The 18,708-nt window shown below is 44.0% G+C and carries 18 protein-coding genes and 1 pseudogene; 3 read left to right on the plus strand and 16 right to left on the minus strand.

Annotated elements, in window-relative coordinates:
* The 5 genes from RB298_RS13390 to RB298_RS13410 form a co-directional block, all read right to left on the minus strand.
* On the minus strand, window positions 1-337 hold a 337-nt coding region (locus tag RB298_RS13390), incomplete at its 3' end, for a hypothetical protein (protein WP_486047312.1).
* Window positions 338-359: 22 nt separating this feature from the next.
* Window positions 360-965 carry a hypothetical protein gene (locus RB298_RS13395; protein WP_375119863.1) on the minus strand — a complete coding sequence of 202 codons (606 nt, stop codon included), beginning with the start codon at window positions 963-965 and terminating at the stop codon, window positions 360-362.
* 448 nt (window positions 966-1,413) lie between these two features.
* Window positions 1,414-2,811, minus strand: a complete 1,398-nt coding sequence (locus RB298_RS13400) for a catalase (protein ID WP_486047313.1) — start codon at window positions 2,809-2,811, stop codon at window positions 1,414-1,416.
* Window positions 2,812-2,982: 171 nt separating this feature from the next.
* The gene (locus tag RB298_RS13405) at window positions 2,983-3,111 is read right to left on the minus strand and encodes a hypothetical protein (RefSeq protein ID WP_283771833.1); all 129 of its coding nucleotides are present in this window, start codon (window positions 3,109-3,111) and stop codon (window positions 2,983-2,985) included.
* Window positions 3,108-4,289, minus strand: coding sequence for a Gfo/Idh/MocA family protein (locus RB298_RS13410; protein ID WP_486047314.1), 1,182 nt, complete (start codon window positions 4,287-4,289; stop codon window positions 3,108-3,110). The genes RB298_RS13405 and RB298_RS13410 overlap by 4 nt, the downstream gene beginning before the upstream one ends.
* A gap of 160 nt (window positions 4,290-4,449) precedes the next feature.
* Between RB298_RS13410 and RB298_RS13415 the strand changes: the two genes are divergently transcribed.
* A complete protein-coding gene (locus RB298_RS13415) occupies window positions 4,450-5,319 on the plus strand; it encodes an AraC family transcriptional regulator (RefSeq protein ID WP_486047315.1) in 870 nt (289 codons plus the stop codon).
* Between the two features lie 96 nt (window positions 5,320-5,415).
* Here the strand turns inward: RB298_RS13415 and RB298_RS13420 are convergent, their stop codons facing one another.
* Both RB298_RS13420 and RB298_RS13425 read right to left on the minus strand, forming a co-directional pair.
* Window positions 5,416-6,498: a nucleotidyltransferase domain-containing protein gene (locus RB298_RS13420; RefSeq protein ID WP_486047316.1), complete on the minus strand. Its 1,083-nt coding sequence runs from the start codon at window positions 6,496-6,498 to the stop codon at window positions 5,416-5,418.
* A gap of 258 nt (window positions 6,499-6,756) precedes the next feature.
* Entirely contained in the window at window positions 6,757-7,692 is a 936-nt protein-coding gene (locus RB298_RS13425; RefSeq protein ID WP_486047317.1) for a ketopantoate reductase family protein, read from the minus strand.
* Window positions 7,693-7,840: 148 nt separating this feature from the next.
* On the opposite strand from RB298_RS13425, the gene RB298_RS13430 reads away from it, so the two are divergent.
* Window positions 7,841-8,392 carry a TetR/AcrR family transcriptional regulator gene (locus tag RB298_RS13430; RefSeq protein ID WP_486047318.1) on the plus strand — a complete coding sequence of 184 codons (552 nt, stop codon included), beginning with the start codon at window positions 7,841-7,843 and terminating at the stop codon, window positions 8,390-8,392.
* Between the two features lie 558 nt (window positions 8,393-8,950).
* On the opposite strand, the gene RB298_RS13435 is transcribed toward RB298_RS13430, so the two are convergent.
* On the minus strand, window positions 8,951-9,334 hold the full coding sequence (locus RB298_RS13435) for a MerR family transcriptional regulator (protein WP_096773792.1): 384 nt from the start codon (window positions 9,332-9,334) through the stop codon (window positions 8,951-8,953).
* A 230-nt stretch (window positions 9,335-9,564) separates the two neighbouring features.
* Between RB298_RS13435 and RB298_RS13440 the strand changes: the two genes are divergently transcribed.
* Window positions 9,565-10,320 (plus strand): SDR family NAD(P)-dependent oxidoreductase, encoded by a 756-nt coding sequence (locus tag RB298_RS13440; RefSeq protein WP_213578685.1) that lies wholly within the window; start codon window positions 9,565-9,567, stop codon window positions 10,318-10,320.
* A gap of 452 nt (window positions 10,321-10,772) precedes the next feature.
* Here the strand turns inward: RB298_RS13440 and RB298_RS13445 are convergent, their stop codons facing one another.
* From RB298_RS13445 to RB298_RS13480, 8 genes and pseudogenes are all read right to left on the minus strand, one after another.
* On the minus strand, window positions 10,773-11,144 hold the full coding sequence (locus tag RB298_RS13445; protein WP_486047319.1) for a VOC family protein: 372 nt from the start codon (window positions 11,142-11,144) through the stop codon (window positions 10,773-10,775).
* A complete protein-coding gene (locus RB298_RS13450) occupies window positions 11,141-11,458 on the minus strand; it encodes a luciferase domain-containing protein (protein WP_486047320.1) in 318 nt (105 codons plus the stop codon). Before RB298_RS13450 ends, RB298_RS13445 begins: the two co-directional genes overlap by 4 nt.
* Before the next feature lie 14 nt (window positions 11,459-11,472).
* Window positions 11,473-11,922 (minus strand): MarR family winged helix-turn-helix transcriptional regulator, encoded by a 450-nt coding sequence (locus RB298_RS13455; RefSeq protein ID WP_486047321.1) that lies wholly within the window; start codon window positions 11,920-11,922, stop codon window positions 11,473-11,475.
* A gap of 353 nt (window positions 11,923-12,275) precedes the next feature.
* Window positions 12,276-12,914: a hypothetical protein gene (locus tag RB298_RS13460; RefSeq protein ID WP_486047322.1), complete on the minus strand. Its 639-nt coding sequence runs from the start codon at window positions 12,912-12,914 to the stop codon at window positions 12,276-12,278.
* Window positions 12,915-13,689: 775 nt separating this feature from the next.
* Window positions 13,690-14,130 (minus strand): DUF5946 family protein, encoded by a 441-nt coding sequence (locus RB298_RS13465; RefSeq protein ID WP_486047323.1) that lies wholly within the window; start codon window positions 14,128-14,130, stop codon window positions 13,690-13,692.
* Between the two features lie 590 nt (window positions 14,131-14,720).
* Window positions 14,721-15,758 (minus strand): annotated as a pseudogene (locus RB298_RS13470) (NAD(P)/FAD-dependent oxidoreductase).
* A gap of 167 nt (window positions 15,759-15,925) precedes the next feature.
* Window positions 15,926-17,515 (minus strand): helix-turn-helix domain-containing protein, encoded by a 1,590-nt coding sequence (locus tag RB298_RS13475; RefSeq protein WP_486047324.1) that lies wholly within the window; start codon window positions 17,513-17,515, stop codon window positions 15,926-15,928.
* Between the two features lie 151 nt (window positions 17,516-17,666).
* Entirely contained in the window at window positions 17,667-18,653 is a 987-nt protein-coding gene (locus RB298_RS13480; RefSeq protein ID WP_486047325.1) for an ABC transporter substrate-binding protein, read from the minus strand.
* Window positions 18,654-18,708 lie beyond the last annotated feature (55 nt).

The following is an 18,708-nucleotide window of genomic DNA, read 5'->3' on the forward strand; positions in this document are numbered from 1 at the left end:
CGTTTACATAATCTCCCCAATATCCCATTGTAATATAGTTTTCATGTAATGAAATCCACTGCAATGACACGATAAAATGTTCTATATTAAAATTACTGTTTTCATAGACTTCTTTACAATAAAGCTGCACTCCATTATCAAATACATCCATTTTAGATATAAAGTGTTCAAACATTTGATGAGAGATATTTTGGAAACCGTCTACTTCTATTGACCAATCCGAATGGGCGGATTCTAATAGTATTACAGCTTTTGATTTATCCGCGTTTTCCCATGCCGTCAAAACTTCATTTGCTGAGAATCTGTTGAATTTAAACAACAGTTGTTGTTTCATCATTAGTGTCACTACCTTTCAAACTTCAATTACCTCTGCTCCAAAAATCATCAAGCGTCTTCTTGCTTTCTCCTAATGAGCGAAGCTGGACAATATCCCCTCTTTCATTTAAAGTAAAATGTCCTTTGAAAGCATCTGGCATGGCATGATATTGTTTTTCTTCCTGCTCATATGCCTGGACAAAACAAGCATATCCATATTGATTTACTAGATACGGCAGCCCAAAAGCAGAGCGAAGCAGCTCATATTCTTGATAGTTATAAGGCGTGCTTTCAGGACGCTTCATCAGAATTTCAATGAATTTAGTCATTAGTTTCTCTACTTCTTTCTCAGTTTCATACTTTGCATAGCCTCGAATTGCAGTCAATCTCATATCTAGGTAGCGCTCTTTTTTAAACGCTTTTAAGAAGAATTCCTTTAAATCAATATCTTCACTGAACACAAGTGCTTTCAATATTGTGTTGCGAGTGTACAAATTTTTAGCCTTAAAATACAGTTCTATTAAAAATTCAGCATCTTCATTTGACAACGTTATATCCTTACATCTTTCCAGCAGCTGTTGAAAATCGTCTTTATTTTCATACCCTCTTTTTTGGGACATCTTCTTAAGCTCTTCAATTATGTTTATCATTTGAATCCCTCCACCATTTCCTTCTCTTCTCTGGCTTTACCCTATTGGCACATCATTCGCCCTTATCCTTTTAACTTCTTAAACCTAGTTAAATATTCACTGACCAATTGGAATTGCACTAACATGTCCCGTTAGTGCAATGGAGTGTCACCTAAATATTATAAAGGAAACATTCCCCATCTGTCTGATAATAATGGCCACCCATCACGCAAAACTGCCCGTTAGATTGTTTGGTATACATAGTTAGATGCTTATCTAATCGGTATTCGGCTCATGTTCTTGTACCGATAAAACAAAAAAGCCGCTATTTTAGCGACTTTCTATGGGACCATGTTCTTGTCCCTCGACATGATTTCTTTTTTTGGCCACATATACCTGTAGCTATGATCCAAAAAAGGCCAACCGAATGGATTGGTTGACCTCATTCTCCTTCATGTCATTGCGTGAATCATCCCTTCTTCGGTGCGGCGATCTGACGTGCTACCCTATCGGCTAATGTTGCATCGGCCTGGAATAAATAGCCTAACACAACCCTTTGAATCTCATGAGAAGCCGCCGATAAGTCATCAGCGAGGTTCTGAACAAGATGATCCTGCTGAACTTGTGTGAGCGATTGGTAGAATTGTCCCGCTTGCGCGAAATTATCGGCCTTCGGAATATCGGATCGAACGATCCGACCGGCTACATAACGACCTGCCCCGCTCGTTACCTGTTCAGTCGGTGACCAGTTTGCTTGATGGTTAATCGGAATTTTGCGGAAATCCGATCCAAGGCGATGCCGCTGTGAATCCCAATAAATATTGCTGCGACCTTGCAGCATTTTATCATCGGACAGCTCGGCACCATCCAGAAGATTTGACGGGGAGAATGCCAGCTTCTCGACCTGCTCCTGATAATCAGTAGGGTTCGTATCCAATACGAGTCGACCAACCGGCAGCAGAGGGAATTGATGCACATCCCACACTTTCGTGTCATCCAGCGGATCGAACGACAGCATCGCCTCATCCTCTGGGTTCATCAACTGCACATACAGCCCGTATTGGACCGGTGTGCCTTTGGCAATCGCGTCATACAGATCTTTACCCGAATAATCCGGGTTCTCGCAAGCCAAACGAGCTGCTTCTTGCGCATCGATATATTGCTCTCCAGCCAACGGAATCCAGCGATATTTGACGTAGAAGCGGACGTTCTGTGCATTTTTCCAAACATAGGTGTTAACACTGTGTCCTGGCGTATGGCGGAAGCTCTTGACCGTCCCTTCGTCCGAGTACAGACGTACAACGAAATGGGTTGCCTCTGGCGCTGTAGCAATGAAACCCCAGAATCGATTCGGATCGATGAGATTGTTAACTGGTGATGGCAGGAAAGCATGAATTGACTCAGGGAACCGGATTGGGTCTCGTACGAGGAACACAGGGATATGATTACAGAGCAGGTCGAACACGCCATGCTCGGTATAAAATTTCGTCGAGAATCCACGCACGTTGCGGGATGTATCGGGTGTCCCTTTGTTGCTGACCGCAAGTGAGAAACGAACTGTAACGGGTACCCGTTGTCCCGGCTGCTGCAAGAAGCACAGTTTCGTATAAGCGGCCATCGAGTGAAGGGTTTCAAAATAACCCATGGCACCAAACCCCTTCACGTGGACCGGACGCTCTAATAGCTTTTCGTGGACAAAGGTTTCAAGTGTTTCATGCAGCATGCTGTCCTGTTCCAGAATCGGTCCCCGTTCCCCCACCGTTTGCGAATGGTGTTCCGGCGACTGCATAGCACTCCATTGTGATTGAGCATTGCCTCTTTGCCAGCTTCGATCGTTTGCCTGATTGTTAGCTTTGTTACCGTCCATTGACCCGCCTCCCATACCTACATTCTCGGGGATATATATGCATGGCTATGTACGGGTATGACAGCATGTCAAATTGTATATTGAATTGAAATGAGTAAATGTGCATTCCATCACATAGTAAAGAAATCCTGTAAACACACTACGTTATCCGCATAGCTTTCTGCTGCGCTTTCAGACACAGTTCTGCCGCCATAAAAGCGGATCGAGCGCAACAGCGGCGATGATAAATTCACCCGGCTTCACCACCGGACAGGGCTTCCCCTTCGGGGCATAGTTCATTCCGTCGCTTTTCTGCATCATGATAATCCTCCGCCCATATCATTTTTTTCGCCATAATTGCTTCCTGTCGTGATCTTCCCATCCTCAAAATTCTCAATGCTCTTGCCCTTTTGGTAAAAATAAGGAACGTTTAGTTGAGCACCCTCTTGCGTATAGAAGGGATCATGCTTTTGTAGCGGGAGTTGCACGTTCTCTCCCATGCTTGCGGATTGGTAGATGCTCATGATCAACTCTAGCGTGCTGCGGCCGTCTTCTCCGTCGATGAGCACCGGCGTTCCATGCTCGATCGCGCTCAGCACATTGTCGATCTGACCAGTATGACCTTCGTACGGCAAATCCGGCAATTCGTCATAGTATTTCTGGATTTTTTCTTCTAGTTCCAAATCGCGATCAGGGAATCCGTTCGGCAAGGAAGTGGAAGCCGTTACCCGCCACGGGGCAGAAATCCGTGCATACTGTCCTTGGAAGATGTATTGCTGTTCTTCTCCGTGGTGGACGACCGAGCTGGTAAGTTGCCCCAAAGCTCCATTCGGATATTTCATCATCGCGATGGATAAATCCTCAACCTCGGCATTGTCATGCGCGACATTAGCCATGTAGGCTTGTACGTGGCTAGGACGACCAAGCATCCACAGCAATCCGTCGATATGATGTACGGCATGATTCAGCGTAGGGCCTCCCCCCTCTTTCTCCCAAGTGCCGCGCCACCATAAGTCGTAATAACTATGGCCCCGCCACCAAAAAGAATCCACTTGGGCATGCAGAATCTTGCCGGCCAGACCGCTATCCAGCACTTGTTTCAGCTTCATAATCGGATTTCTGAATCGATTCTGGGCGATCACGGACAACACCTTGCCGTTAATTCGTGCCGCTTCGATCATGTCATCACATTCCTTAAGCGACGCTGCCATAGGTTTCTCAACAATGACATGGCTTCCTGCGTTCAGGAAATCGACCGCAACCTGCGCATGAACGTACGGAGGCATACAAATGGACACGAGATCGATTCCGTCTTGAAGCAGTTCCTTATAATCGTGTGCGATTTTAGCTTCCAGTCCGTACTGCTCCCGCCTTACTTCAGCCTTCTCTGGGTAAAGATCGCATAAGGCAACAATTTTACAGCGGTCCTTAAACTGCAGATATGCTTCGATATGACTGGGCGAAATTGCACCCGTACCTATAATCGCAACCTTTAACATACGTTATTTTTTACCTCCCAACTTTATTTTTTATATAAAAAATTATATGCGGTGCAAACTTGTAAATGTGTTTTGCTATGGGGGAAAAATAACGCTAGATTGCGGATTGTATGGTATATTCAATGCATGTACGAAGACGAGGTAGAAGGAGGCAAACAAGTTGTCATTCGTTGCAAGCAACTACAGTATCTCTCCCTTGTACTTTGCCTATAGACGTAAAAGCGAAAATTACGAGCATAAAGAGACTTTCCATTCCCATCTTGGCCTTGAAGTGTTATTCATTCATCAAGGAAGGGGGACCATGATCGTTAACAACAACAGCTATGAGATTAAGCCGGGCATGCTTTGTATATTTCAGCCCTGTCAACTCCACCACCTAAAGCTTGAATACGACGATCATCAATGCTTCGAACGTTCGATTGCGATTTTTGAACCGACGGTGTTTGAGGCTTATTTTAAACAGTGGCCCGTTCTCCATGAATTTTACAATTTTATTTATCTAGGCAATCTTCCTTTCCCTTGTTTATACGAGGTCGAGAACCCGTGTCTGGAAGGTGCATACAAGAGCATGAACGATCGATTCCCGACGCTGTCCGACACGGAAAAACATGAAGAAATTTCGCTGTTTCTTGTCGCACTTTTTCGCTCCTTGAAACCAATCTGGGATAAGCGGAAAGTACGGAGTTCAACTTACCAAGCCCGTAAAAATCATCGGGTGGAGCACATCTTAACCTGGATTGAGACGAATTATACGATTCCTTTCCGATTGAACGACATGGCGAAGTCGCTGCATCTATCTCCCTACCATTTATCACATCTCTTTAAAGAAGCGACAGGGATCAGCATCACGGAATACATAGCAGCCCGAAGGATTCATCAATCCATACAGCTCCTAGCGACTACAAAAAAACCGATCTCGCTTATTGCGGAGGAGATCGGATTAACGAATAGCTCTTATTTTTGCAAATTGTTTAAGTCGCAAATGGGAATCACGCCGCATCAATATCGAAAAAAATGGACGAGTACTTAAATAACGGGAATGCGCCTGATATTTATATGGACCTTAGATAAAAAAGTTGATCGTGTCAAGCATGATCAAAGATAGTACACGAACTGGGATGTAAGATCAATGATTGATATAATGGTCATATAATTGCTCGATGGTTGTAAAACGTTCGACTTCTCTACCGACCTTACCATATTCGTCTACATATTCATCCATCATTTCAAGGAACTTCTCTTTCATTACTGATAAATCACTTGCATCAAAGTACTGCATAAGATCAAATTTCTTGGTTCCTTTCTCCGCAGCCATTTCATCAAGATATCCTTGTGCTCCAAAGGCCGAAAGAAAGGCATAGGAGGCATCGTTCGTTTGAACACTGTTCAAGATTTTATTGCGGTAGTTGCACCACAATTCTTCGTAAGTTCCCCTCAGATTATCAAAAGTCGGAGCGGGTTTAACAATGAAGTTATCACACATCTTGCTATGTAACCTCGTAACGCTGTTCAACATATTAAAAGAGGCAATTCGGATATCTTCAATGGTATGAGCTTCGATGACAGACATGTATAAGGATTCGAGGTCATCTGGAACATGGCGATACGAGCGTATTTCTTCTAAATATCGCTTGACACCTCGTTTGATGCACGTGTTATTCATGCTGACCAAGGCATTGACCAAATTGTACAGAACGCCGGCAGATGCATGTCTCACTGAACCGATATTATCACCCAGCATCGTATCGCTGTATGCTTGCTTAGCCAGATCGATCCATTTTTTTGCTCGATTAAGACACGCTTCTCCTATCGGCTCCGCAAGCGCATCAAGAGCTTTCTGCCTAAAGTCGTTCAATTTCTCCAAATCCTCAGACTTTGCATAATAGAGAATTTTAAGCTCGGTTAGGCTCGACACGTTAGGACTCTCTAAGATGGATTGTGCGTGTATTCTTGTATCCCATGGGGTGCAATAGATGTCATAGCCAACGTCATCTAAGATGAAGCAATCGGATATTCCCCATCCCCTTTCCGTATTATTTATGATAATTAAATCAAGATCGCTCTTTTCGTGAAAGTCCCCGGTGCTAAACGAACCAGTAAGCCCAATAATTGCGATATCGTCTTGAAAATCTCTTCTTGCGCGTTCGATCACCATGTTGATCAGCAGTTCATTTTTGTCCAGCAGCTTCTTCTTTATGATTTCGTTCATTCGTTACACCCCTTCGTATGAGCTGGCCGTCCTTCATCACAACAACCTCAACTAGAGTCTATCGATTTAGAGGTGCGGTTGCTATGTATAAGTTGATTTAATTCATCTTTGCACAAAATCCGCTAAACCGTCGATATGACGATTAAGCGGATTTCAGTAGTTCTTTTTTCTTTATGCTTTCGCATGACAAGAAATGCCGATCCGCCAATAAACAGTCCGTTAGCTTAATGCCTGCAGCAAGTTTAGCTTTGTAATACTTTAACAAAAATATGACTGAAGATGTATTTCCGATTTGACATCATTTTGATTTAAAAATTTCATTAAATCATGACTCAGCTGCACAATCTCATTATTCGCATTATTCGCATAATCCGGCAACATCATATCCCTAACCATTTTAGTTCGTAGCCATGTCATAAAGAAAAGATCCAAAAATAAGTTTGGAAATTTAAGCACCATTTTAAGCATGGGTGGATCAATTGAAACGCCAGCTTTTTGTATTGCCAATAGATACGCTTTTAAAGTGGCTGTTATTTGGCGTGCCGTCTTTCTGGTTCCGATTCTTTTTTTGTCAATTATCTTATTTTCAGACTGCAAAACGCTCAACATGGCAATATCTGATACGGAATGCGTGATTAGATACGCTTGCATATCCTTTTTAATAACGTACGGAAGCTTTGCTGTTTTAAATAATTTTGCGAGGTTTTCTATGCGTTCTGTCACTACACCATTAATCTCTCCAAATACAGTTGCCATTATAAACTTTGGTAGAAATCGTGCATGCAATACTCCATCTTTAATCTGTCCGCCGAAGCCGGGAAAAGCGGGTAAAAGTCGATCCCCTACAATATCCAGCCACGAAGAAAACCCAATTGAATTACTAGTCATCGTAACTATATGTTTGCTTTGATTATCTTTTAGCGCTAACAACGCTGATTCGGACCGATCATAACGAACTGTGACGAAAATAAAATCGTATATATCGTCATTTTCGAGCGAATCAATGACCTTCACTTGTATAGATTTAACTGAACCTTTTTCTGTATACTGCAGGCCATTTTCGCTTAATGATTTAAATCTTTTTGAATGTGCAAACAGCGTAACGTCAAACCCTGCTTCAATAAGCTTCATTGCGTACATGCTCCCGATGACACCTGCACCAAAAATTAAAATTCTGTCTTGTTTTGCTGACATGAAAACCACCCCTATTTATTAACATTTCCTTTGGATTATCAGACAACATGTTGTATGATGTGATCATAAATCTTTATTATTCCTTGATCAACCATCAGTATTTTAGAATTTGTCGGATGATTTTTTTATTGGCTAGTAGGAGGGTATCATGAAAAAGCAGCCCCAAATAACGGAGAAAACAAGACAAACGTTTATAGAAGTTTTTTGTGAATTATATAGCCAAATGCCGATTGAAAAGATTTCGGTTCAGGAAATTGCGAATAAGTCAGGATATAACCGCAGCACCTTTTATCAATACTTTACTGACATTTACGAATTGTTAGACTCTGTTGAAAATGACTTATTAAATGAAATGAAAAAAGAATTGGCGAATAAAGAGCTATCGATGCATACGGTTCAAGATACGCTCTATTGTCTGGATAAAAGAGAACATCTCCTGATCCTTAATGCCCTTTTGGGTGATTATGGAAGTACCCGTTTTTTAAAACGCTTAAAAAAAGAAATCACTTTGGATCATTTAGAATTAAACGTTCCGCAAAACCATTCCTTAACGCCATACTTCATTGAGTTTTACCTGACAACTTCCCTTTCTCTATTTCGTCTTTGGCTCCAGCGTCAAAACGACTTATCGTCAGAAGAATTTTTCAAGTTAGTGGAGAACCTATATTCAAGAGGGATTACGCCCTATTTTAAAGAATGAGCCTGTCATTCAAACCGAATCCATATGTTGTATAACTATAAAAAACGCGCATAAGACAGCCTGACTAACTATAGCTTAATCGCAACTTTTCCAAAACCCAAAGGGAAACACACGATCGATGACCGGATGCAGTTGATTCGCTGTAATCGCATGATTCAGTGTCTCAAACATTTCTCGACTGCCTCCATTAATTCTTTGAATGGTCGGCTTTTTCAACATAACCGAAGGAACATTAAATTTTCTTGGCATTTATACCGGTCCGAAAGGCCATCCTCCAAGACGACGCCTGCTGGTTTACCGCAACGGTCCCCTTTCGCAAAAGCATTTAACGTATACACTTCCACATTCATGTTCCTCTCGTCCTCTCCTTATCTTAAAAAAACCGATGTGCGCAACCGTACGTCCTACTCGATGCCATGAAACGGTTGTCGGGGCTCCCGCGCTATTTGGAATCGTTCCGTATCTGTAACATCGTTGAAGTTAATTAAATTTGACCGATATTTCGGATTATACAAAAATACAAAGTCGCTAGATTAGCGACTTTGTATTTGGGCATAATCAAATTTTGATGTTAGTTCGTTCAATCTGAGATTCTATTACATCATATAGAGCAAGTTTATAGTTTATTTTATCCAAATTAAAATATAGCTCTCTTATGCTTTTCTCAATTTCTTTTTTATGATGGAGCATCATCATTTTTCGTTCCGAAATCGTCGAATCCCCTTCTTTATACAAGTAGACATACTTCTGAATTTGAGCAATCGGCATTCCTGTAGCTCTAAGCGCAGTAACGAAGTGAATCCAGCTTAAATCATTTTCGTCATATAAACGCTTCCCATTTTCATTTCTCTTCACATGTGGAAGCAGCCCCTCCTTTTCGTAATATCGAAGTGTGGGAGCCGCTATTCCTGTCAATTCAGTCACTTTCCTTATAGTCAACATAAATAAAACTCATCGCCTCCTATTAAAGTAAACTTTAATTAAATTTTTGGCATATCTAATTAAATAATCCAAATTTATGCTGTGAAAGAAGAAGGAAGATAGGATGAAATCAATTATTTCACTGTTTCATTATACACTTTTTCTTCAGTGGAAAAGTCTTGACTTAAAGTGAACTTTATAATCTATGATAACAATGTAATTAAAAATGAGCCTGGAAGGATGAAGTTACAATGAATAATATCTCAATCGTCACTGGTGGTAGCCGTGGACTTGGTCGCAATTCTGCCATCAGTATTGCCCGTCATGGCGGTGATGTCATCTTGACCTATCGTAGCCAAGCAGAAGAAGCAAAGTCTGTTGTTGCTGAGATCGAATCTTTGGGTCGTAAAGCAGTGGCATTACAACTTGATGTTGGAAATATTGCCAGCTTTGCGGTCTTTGCTGAGACAGTACGTTCGACCCTGCGGTCAACTTGGGATCGTACCACTTTCGATCATTTAGTGAATAATGCCGGCCACGGAGAAATGATAGACTATGCCGAAACTACAGAAGCTCAGTTCGACGGCCTGTTTAATGTGCATGTCAAAGGCGTATTTTTCTTGACCCAGGCTCTTCTGCCGCTTCTTGCAGATGGTGGTCGTATCGTGAACTTCTCATCGGGACTCACTCGCGTTTCTTATCCTGGCTTCTCTGCCTATTCCGCCGCAAAGGGCGCGGTCGAGGTTCTAACCATCTATATGGCCAAAGAACTTGGTCACCGAGGCATTACCGCTAATACCATTGCACCTGGAGCAATCGAAACCGATTTTCTAGGAGGTTCTGTACGCGACATACCTGCTTATAATGACACGTTTGCCTCGATGACTGCCCTTGGTCGAGTCGGCGTACCTGAGGACATTGGTCCTGTAGTCGCCAACCTGCTTGGATCCGACAATCGCTGGGTTAATGCGCAGAGAATCGAAGTCTCGGGTGGTCAGAACATCTGATCGCAAGTAATAGCAGCAAAGACAATCCGTGAAACTGGGGCTGTCTCCGAACGAATACGACCATATTGGGTAAGAATAAATCCCACCCCCATCTTGGTCGTAATCGTTTCTCCCAAAAAGAGAACGCTGATCACGATCGCAATGAGAGGGACCTGAAAATTAAACGATCCGATTTTGCCGGCTTCGCCTCCGCGCACTTCTTGACGAATATATTGCGAATCATTGGGGAGAAACATCCGGGGCTGACATTTGAACTTCTTGTGCATTACGGTAATCGGTACAAGTTCTTACTCGGGACAAGAACTTGTACCGCTAAAACAAAAAAGCCGCTAATTTAGCGACTTTCTACGGGACTATGTTCTTGTCCCTCGACAGGAAGCAATACTTGTTCCAGCTCCTAAAGAGTCTACGAGTCGCCCAATAGGACGACTCTTCTTCTCGACTTCTCAGCATTAAGTTCGATAATAGGACAGCACCCAGCACACGCCGTTTCGGTCGGTAACGATAGCCAACAGTCCGTTAAACGGAGCCTCATATGCTTCCGAGTTAATAATCCCTTCGGCTGCAAATTCTCCGTAGATCCTCTGGAACGCCTCCTCTGTCTCGATTCTCAAGAAAACTCTCACGTAATCGCCTTTCATTACCGGCTTTGCCGCTTGAGTATCAGCAAACTTAAGGGTTACCCCCTCTACATGCAGGTCCGCGTTAAACACCTCTTCCCCTTGCTTGCGAAGAATGGCAATCTCACCACCAAACACGCTTTGATAAAACTTGATTTCGTCTTTGCAATTTTCCAGTACGATGAACGGATTTGCTATCATCATTTACATCCTCCTAATTTTATTTGATCATATTTAGAACGTGCGATTTCAATGGCATGTGCAACATCTTGCTCGGTAATTAAATATACGGATACCCAACCCGAATCGGGATACATATGATGCGGCCTTGCCTTCCCTTCTTCAATCCATCGATCTCGTTCCGTTTTCGGGATGAGCATGTCAAACAAGTGGTTGCCGTGAAGATGCCCAATTTCATTACCGTTCAACTGAAATTCTAACCCTCCGAACTGATGAGGGCGCATAGTAAGGCCAGACCATGTCATTTCGGTCAAGCCTGCCCCTCCGTTCCCACTCATCTCTTCACCTCCTACTACTCGCTCAGATTCCGAAGCACAATTTTAAGCAGGTCCACAAACAAGTCATACTCCTCATCGGTAATGCCCTTCCGGGTTTTGTTCTTAACGCGGTCCAGCGCCTCCTGTACCTTCGGAACTACCTCACGTCCCGATTCTGTCAAATAGAGCAGCTGATAACGGTTATCGGCGGGATCGGCTTCCCTCCGCACGTATCCTTCTGCTTCCAGCTTGGTTATCGCCTTGGCGGTAGTCGTCTTGTCAATGAGCAACTTCTTGCTTAACGCCTTCTGCGTAATTGGCTGCTGAAAAGCAATCGCCATCAGAAATATATACTGTCCGCTTCCGATTCGATATGGCGCCAGCTCGGCTGAGATCAATATCTGCATGTGGCGATAGATGGCTGCAATGTATTGGCCGTGCGATTCCGTTTCGCCCTTTTCAGGTTGTCTCCAATGCTCGCTCAATTTACTCTCTCCTTGAATAGGATGTTATTGCAACTAATTTCATGATAAGCCATATAGGATGTTATTGCAACTATTTTTATGTAAAATTCCACCATAATAGTTACCGCAACTTGGGGTTCCCTGCTGTATTATTTCTCTTTGTAATTTATTGATTTATCGTTTCCTGTTAGCTTAAAGAAAAAGCAGCCGTTCGCATAGAACAGCCGCTCTTACGTTGTTGGACTAACGTTTCCCGTTGATTGAATGTTCATATTTATCTTTATAAAAGAAGCAATCCGAAACTACCACGTTTAGCTCGCAAAAGGAAGCGCAACTGCTTGAAGGCTCTCTGCTTGTAGGGTTGGTTCAACCTGCTATTTTCCGCCTACACTTCGAATTTCCAGCACTCTAGTGATTTGATTAAAGCTCAGAACAAACCTCCTGCCGGATGTGAAGCCAAAAAATGCTGCAGTCCTACGACTCGTTTCAAACCCATCACTAAATCCCGCTTCACCCTCTGCGAAAAGTCGAACCTTCATTTTCTTTTCTTTGCCGGCCCTTCTTACCGTTATCACAGTATTGTCTGGCGGCAAATTGAGTGCGTTGCTAGTGAGTCCAGCAGCCAAAAATACATTGTCTCTATTAACATCGACTTGTTCAATGCCGAAAGGAGCGATGGTTTGAGTTCTTCTAAGACTTATGGTTAGAACATTCGTATTTGGGTCAAATTCCAGCGTATACAAAAATCGGCGATTAACCAGTCCAAACATTCTTGCGGTTGCCGGACTGACATCCAAAAAATTGTTAAACTGTTCTCCTGGACAGTTTTGTCCGGCTTCGGCATTTATGGTGACACGTTTTCTTACTAATCTTCTTTGGAATATCGCAGAGATTCCATTAGGAATTTGAAGTAGTGAACTGCCGCCTTGAGCACATCCGTCTACAAAAACGACGTTATTCGGAACCGATCTGTTAATCCTTACGATAACTGTTCCCCTGACCAATATAATCATCCTTTCCCGTGGATCCTTTTGAATGAAAATTGGTTGGATAACCACCATGGCATATTATGCAAATCAAACAGCATGAGTTCTAGTTGATAAGAACTTAAAATCTATTCTCTCCATCCTTCAATTCCGTGACTTAGTATTTGTCATCGGCGCTGACGTCAGCAACTCCTGAGAACCAGGATGTCTGTAACGCAAAACTACCTTAACTCCTCGTAAGCGCAACGCGGCTGCCGGAATAAGCTGGCAGCCGCGTTTTAGTTATTTATTAAACTCAATAGCTCATCACCGAGTTCGTAATAAGAATCATTCCATCATCTTTGCATTCTCATTTACACCTCTCCTGAAAAGGAAAATGCCCCTTCGAAAAAGGGGGTGCTATTCTTTTGATGACGGAGGTCGTTGGATGAATATGCTCGAAAACTTGAATGGAGGATTAGATTACATCGAACAGAATCTTGAGAAAGAGGTGTGATGAACACGAGATAGCAAAACGTGCTTACTGTTCGGTTTTTCATTTCAAAAGGATGTTTTCATACCTCGCAAGTATTCCTCTTCAAGAATATATTCGTCGTAGACGTGCTCAACTAATCGGTAATCGGCACATATTCTTGTCCTTTATGGCATTCGGTACAAGTTCTTGTCTTCGAATAGAGACAAGAACTTGTACCGATAAAACAAAAAGCCGCTAAATTAGCGACTTTCTATGGGACAATATTCTTCTCCCCCGACATCAACTCAACAGCCTTTTGTCATGGTGCTGCTAACGTTTCCCGTTAGTTTAATCATTACTTTTCATAACCAACGGGCCCATTTCTCTCAGTGTAGTACGCCCCCACTGCTCTACAAGCTTACAATAACTATCGGAGTCACGCATTCGAGAGGCAACATCGGCGATTGTCATGGTCCAAGCTATCTTAGGTAGCGGTATTGCATTCATCGGCCTTCGAATACCCTTCGTGCTTCCTGGTCCACTTGCCATATCTTGACGTATCAACTCCGTAGGATATCCTTCCTCCAGATGCTTCCGCAAAGCGGTTTGCACCCATACATACATTTCATCGCTGTAGCCTTCATGTTGAACCATGTACGAGGCAACAGTTAGAAAGTGCACCTGCCCATAGCTAGGATCGGTGAATTCAAGTGCCATAAATTCATTGAATATCGATTCGCATGTATTCTCCTTCGACAGCTTGGCGCCACATTTAACACAAGAATTCAATATGATTTCCTCCTATGTGATAGTTACAGTCTATTTTTATTCTTGTTCTTAGCGTACCTTTGGACGTAACTATTTAAATCACGTATCTATTCATCTGTGACCACCATTTTCCCATGCTTCTTCTTTAGTGAGAGGAGACCTAAACCATTATAGTAAGCTATTATTCTTTCAGAAATGCCCGTTTCTCGCTCTACATAACCTGTCGTATAAATCTAAATCTCCTCTTTCATTTAAATCATAAACCATAACCTTAAGGTAGAGTCAAGATCTAGTGAACTCAAATTATCTATGTAGGGTTTGTATTATTTGTTATAGTGTTCTCGGCAATCGGTACAAGTTCTACTCCTCGCCTTGGGACTTGTACCGATAGATAAAACAAAAAAGTCGCTAATCGCGACTTCCAATGGGACTATGTTCTTGTTCCTCAACATAATAAGCGATTATCTGCCGGAGGACAAGAACTTGTTCGATTAAATGATTCGGGCAAAATCGATATAGTTGCGGACACCAATCCCACTCCAGTGCAAACTCTCATGCACCCTATAAAGGTAGGATAGATTTCCCGTCCGCCCTAATGATAGCAGACCCTGCTATTCATCGGATACGCCAAGCGCTTTGTTCCGTTCTTTAAACCTCTCGTTATGCGACGATACATAAGCCATTCTCGGCGCCTCGGGATCCAAGTACCGTTTGGCGCTGTTAAGCGCTAAGGCCGCATCCGTGAACGCTCCTGCAATGAGGTTAAGCTTGCTTTCGTAATTGGCGAAGTCGCCAGCCCCGAAAATGCCCGGCAAGTTCGTCTCAAGTCTCGGGCTGACGAATATGTTCCATTCGTCCATATCCAGTCCCCAATCAGATATACCTGTAAAATCAGACTTCAGCCCGTGGTTGACGATAACCTCGTCTATTTCTATCTCGCGCTAGTCCCCTGATTCGGTATGGGTAATCGTCACCCGTTCAATCGTCTTTCCGTTGCCGCTGTATAACTGCGTGACTTCATATGGCGTATGCACATCGGCAGAAGACTCCTTCATTCGAAAAATGTTTTTTTCATGTCCGCCGAAGCGGTCGCGCCTATGTACGACTGTAACCTCAGCAGCGATGGGAACCAGCTCGTTCGCCCAATCGACAGCGGAGTTTCCCCCACCCGAAATAAGTACTCGTTTCCCCCTAAAAGGCTCTAGTTCTTGCACGGTATAGTGAAGATTGGACACCTCATAGCGCTCAGCCCCTTCCAGCTCCAGCTTCGCCATTCGCAGAATGCCGCGGCCGATAGCCAGAATGACCGTGCGAGTCCAGTGCTTCTCCCCCGTTGCCGCCTTCAGAATATACGTCGAATCCGCTTTTTTCTCCAGTCCGATGATGTGCTGGCCGAATACAATGGTCGGGTCGAACGTCTTCGCCTGCTCCGACAATTGGGCGATTAACTTCTCGCATAGGATCGGCGGAACCCCGCCAACATCCCAAATCATTTTCTCGGGATAAATAAGCATCCGCCCGCCGAGCTCGTCTTTCGCTTCTATTAGCTTTGTCTTCAAATCGCGCATTCCACTATAAAAGGCAGTATACATTCCCGCAGGACCACCGCCGATAATCGTCACATCGTATAATTCAAGCTGCTCAGTCAATTGATATCCTCCTCAAGCCGGCTCATGTAAAGTTCATGTTGTGATAATCATTATCAATATAATTTTAGCTTCAGCCAGGTGATAATAACAATGGACAAAATCGACGGTTGCTTTATACAAAATACAAAATGGAGAATGCAGACTTTTCAGTGGCAAGCAAAACCGAATCAAGCTAAAGAACGCAGTATATCATCGATTTTTTTACCGTTGGAAATAATTCCGTTATTCATCCAAGTTAGAAAATCAACCTCGTAAACGTGGTTATTTCGTACAGCGGGCAGCTCACGCCACTCCGGCTGCTCTAGCAGTTCCCTCTCCTTTCCTTCTGCCTGGCTATGCCACTTATCGAAAGTAATGAACAGATGATCCGCGGTTAACGTGCGTAGGTCCTCTACAGAGAGATTGAACATGCCCGGCCTATTCGTTTTTGAAGCTACACCTACTGCGGAGTGGGAACGCAAGCCAACATCTCCATAGAGAACAGTCGAAACAAAGCCTTGCCCTTCTTCCGTATATTGAATGATGTGGTCCGCCGAGATACGCAAAAAAGCGACCGTTTCACCTTTTATAACCTGACTCAGCGTATGACTCGCACTCCGTGCTTTGAAATCATACTTTGCGATAGCATCTTCGGCCAACTCTGTCCGACCGAAATAATCAGCGACGGTACGCAGCAGCGTACGCCAATTATTGGTCTGCTCACGCAGGATGCATATGTTGGATATGCGTCGGCACTGAGAATATTGCTGTTGCTCATAACGATCCATAAGCAATATCAAATCCGGCCTATAACCGGAAAGCGCGTCAAAGTTGCCGCCGTTCTCGTCGAACGTCGGTATATGGTTTAAGCCTAGATAGTCTTGCTTGCCCCATTTCGCATGCCAGTACTGGGCGATAGGCTGCATATCCAGCGCGACCAAGAAATCCTCCAAATACGGCGCTACTACTCTAAGCTTTTCCTTGCGGCTGCGACGGTATTGTCCGGGCGATATGCCTACCGTCTGCTTGAAACGACGATTGAAATAATATTCATTGTTGAAACCTGCATTCAGTGCAATATCGAGCAGCTTGTCATCGGTGCTTGCCAGCCACTTCTTAGCTTCATTAATCCGTACTTCATTCAAGTACTGAAGCGATACTTGACCCGTAGCCTCTTTGAACAGACGAGTATACTTCCAGCGATCAATGGCTGCGAGGGAGGCTAACTCCTCCACGGTCAGAATCTCACGGTAATACTGATGAATATGACGTATGCTGAGCTCTATCCCATGCCGCTCGATATCCGTTCCCTTATCCTCGGCTGCAGGAGCATTTTGACGGAATAGAAAAAGCAGCAGTTCTTGAAATCTTACAAATCGTTGGAACAGCTCGAGTTCGTCGCTCGCCCCGCGGAGTCCATATATCTCATCAAGCAGCTCCATCGTCTTCGCGAAAGGTGCGCAGGCAAGCTCTTGCTTATCCGGCAGCAAGCTCGAAGCTGCATCATATCCGCTCGTTACGAAGCACACACGGTAATAGCTGCAGTTCATAATCTCTTGATCAATAGATAAAGATCTCCCAGGACCCTGCAAATAGCATTTTCCTTGTCCCGTCCCGCTCATTATAATGAGCAGTTCAAAGCTTTCCTTATCGTTTCTATCGCTGCCGTCCAAATCACTCATTTCTACTTGCTCGCCCGCAACGATCAAGCGGATTGATCGCAGCACATAATGGACTAAAGGGGCAGTCCCGGCTTGTTTGCGCTGATCAATATCCATCGTTACTATCAACCCCTTTTTAATTGATATTCATTCTCAATGAACATAGTGTAAATCAAAAAGAGCCGCCCATCAACCATCGTTGAAAAGCGGCTCTTTCTCAATTATGGCGATGAGTCCTGCCAATGAACTTAATCACGCTTATGTCCTGCTAAGAAGCCAGCAGTCGAAGTAAATCATCCATCTTCAATCCGTTGGCCGTAATGGCTCCCGTCTGCCAAAACGATCTCTCTACGGGATATACATGGCCGTTCTTAAATGCAGGAACGGTCTGCCATAGCGGATCTGCCTTCATTTCCTCAAGCGCTTTCGCGTTGCTCTCTTCCTCCCACGTTCCGTTGGACGGAAGCAAAATAATATGGTCCGCGTCAAGCTCCGGAATGACCTCTTTCGACAAGACGATATTGCCCTCCGTCATCGCCTCGGCGAGCCCCGGTGCCTTCAAACCAAGATCCTCATACAAGATTTGTCCGACAAACGTGTTATGAATGCCGAAAATATTAATCGATTTGTCTACAACGTTCATCCGCAGAACAACAAGCTTTTCATCGCCGATCGCCGCGTTCAGCTTCGTCTTCACGTCGACAATACGGGCTTCGTAATCGGCAAGAACCTGCTCCGCCTTGTCGCTGAGACCAAGCAATTCGGCGATTAAGGTCAATGTTTTGCGCGAATCCGCTAGTACGTCATCCGGCAAGCGGAACGTCGGTGCAACCTTGGAATAGAGCTCGTATTGTGCTGCATCAACCTCTCCGGCGCCGATGATCAAGTCCGGTTCGGACACAAGCAAAGCTTCGATGCTGCCGGTCACGTCGAACAACGGTACTTCCAGCTTCAAATAATCCTGCTTGCCCCACATCGGGTTATAATATTGCACAATAGGAGTTACCCCAAGCGCAACCAAATAATCTTCACGATAAAGAGCTGAGATTCGCTTTGGATTTGCCGGAATCTCTACCTCTCCGAAGCCATCGGTTACGACGCGCGTTTCCGTCTGAGGCGGAGCTTCGCTTGGCGCTGCGGTTGCCTGTCCAGGCTGATCGGTAGTACCGCCTGTCGAGCCGCAGCCTGTCACCGTAATCATTGCTGCCGTTATAAGTGATATCCATCCTGTTTTCATAAATCCCGATCTTGCCATGATTTAATTCACTCCCATAAGTTTTATGTTTTGTAGCAAAACAATTCGTTTATTG

The organism is Priestia sp. BR_2 (assembly GCF_041954005.1).
GTDB classification, from domain to species: domain Bacteria; phylum Bacillota; class Bacilli; order Paenibacillales; family Paenibacillaceae; genus Paenibacillus_AQ; species Paenibacillus_AQ lautus_A.

What these genes read in the sequence shown, in the direction of transcription:
- RB298_RS13395 (WP_375119863.1), bottom strand. Translation starts at nt 965, where the DNA reads ATGATAAACATAATTGAAGAGCTTAAGAAGATGTCCCAAAAAAGAGGG.
- RB298_RS13400 (WP_486047313.1), bottom strand. Translation starts at nt 2,811, where the DNA reads ATGGACGGTAACAAAGCTAACAATCAGGCAAACGATCGAAGCTGGCAA.
- RB298_RS13405 (WP_283771833.1), bottom strand. Translation starts at nt 3,111, where the DNA reads ATGATGCAGAAAAGCGACGGAATGAACTATGCCCCGAAGGGGAAGCCC.
- RB298_RS13410 (WP_486047314.1), bottom strand. Translation starts at nt 4,289, where the DNA reads ATGTTAAAGGTTGCGATTATAGGTACGGGTGCAATTTCGCCCAGTCAT.
- RB298_RS13420 (WP_486047316.1), bottom strand. Translation starts at nt 6,498, where the DNA reads ATGAACGAAATCATAAAGAAGAAGCTGCTGGACAAAAATGAACTGCTG.
- RB298_RS13425 (WP_486047317.1), bottom strand. Translation starts at nt 7,692, where the DNA reads ATGTCAGCAAAACAAGACAGAATTTTAATTTTTGGTGCAGGTGTCATC.
- RB298_RS13430 (WP_486047318.1), top strand. Translation starts at nt 7,841, where the DNA reads ATGAAAAAGCAGCCCCAAATAACGGAGAAAACAAGACAAACGTTTATA.
- RB298_RS13435 (WP_096773792.1), bottom strand. Translation starts at nt 9,334, where the DNA reads ATGTTGACTATAAGGAAAGTGACTGAATTGACAGGAATAGCGGCTCCC.
- RB298_RS13440 (WP_213578685.1), top strand. Translation starts at nt 9,565, where the DNA reads ATGAATAATATCTCAATCGTCACTGGTGGTAGCCGTGGACTTGGTCGC.
- RB298_RS13445 (WP_486047319.1), bottom strand. Translation starts at nt 11,144, where the DNA reads ATGATGATAGCAAATCCGTTCATCGTACTGGAAAATTGCAAAGACGAA.
- RB298_RS13450 (WP_486047320.1), bottom strand. Translation starts at nt 11,458, where the DNA reads ATGAGTGGGAACGGAGGGGCAGGCTTGACCGAAATGACATGGTCTGGC.
- RB298_RS13460 (WP_486047322.1), bottom strand. Translation starts at nt 12,914, where the DNA reads ATGATTATATTGGTCAGGGGAACAGTTATCGTAAGGATTAACAGATCG.
- RB298_RS13475 (WP_486047324.1), bottom strand. Translation starts at nt 17,515, where the DNA reads ATGGATATTGATCAGCGCAAACAAGCCGGGACTGCCCCTTTAGTCCAT.
- RB298_RS13480 (WP_486047325.1), bottom strand. Translation starts at nt 18,653, where the DNA reads ATGGCAAGATCGGGATTTATGAAAACAGGATGGATATCACTTATAACG.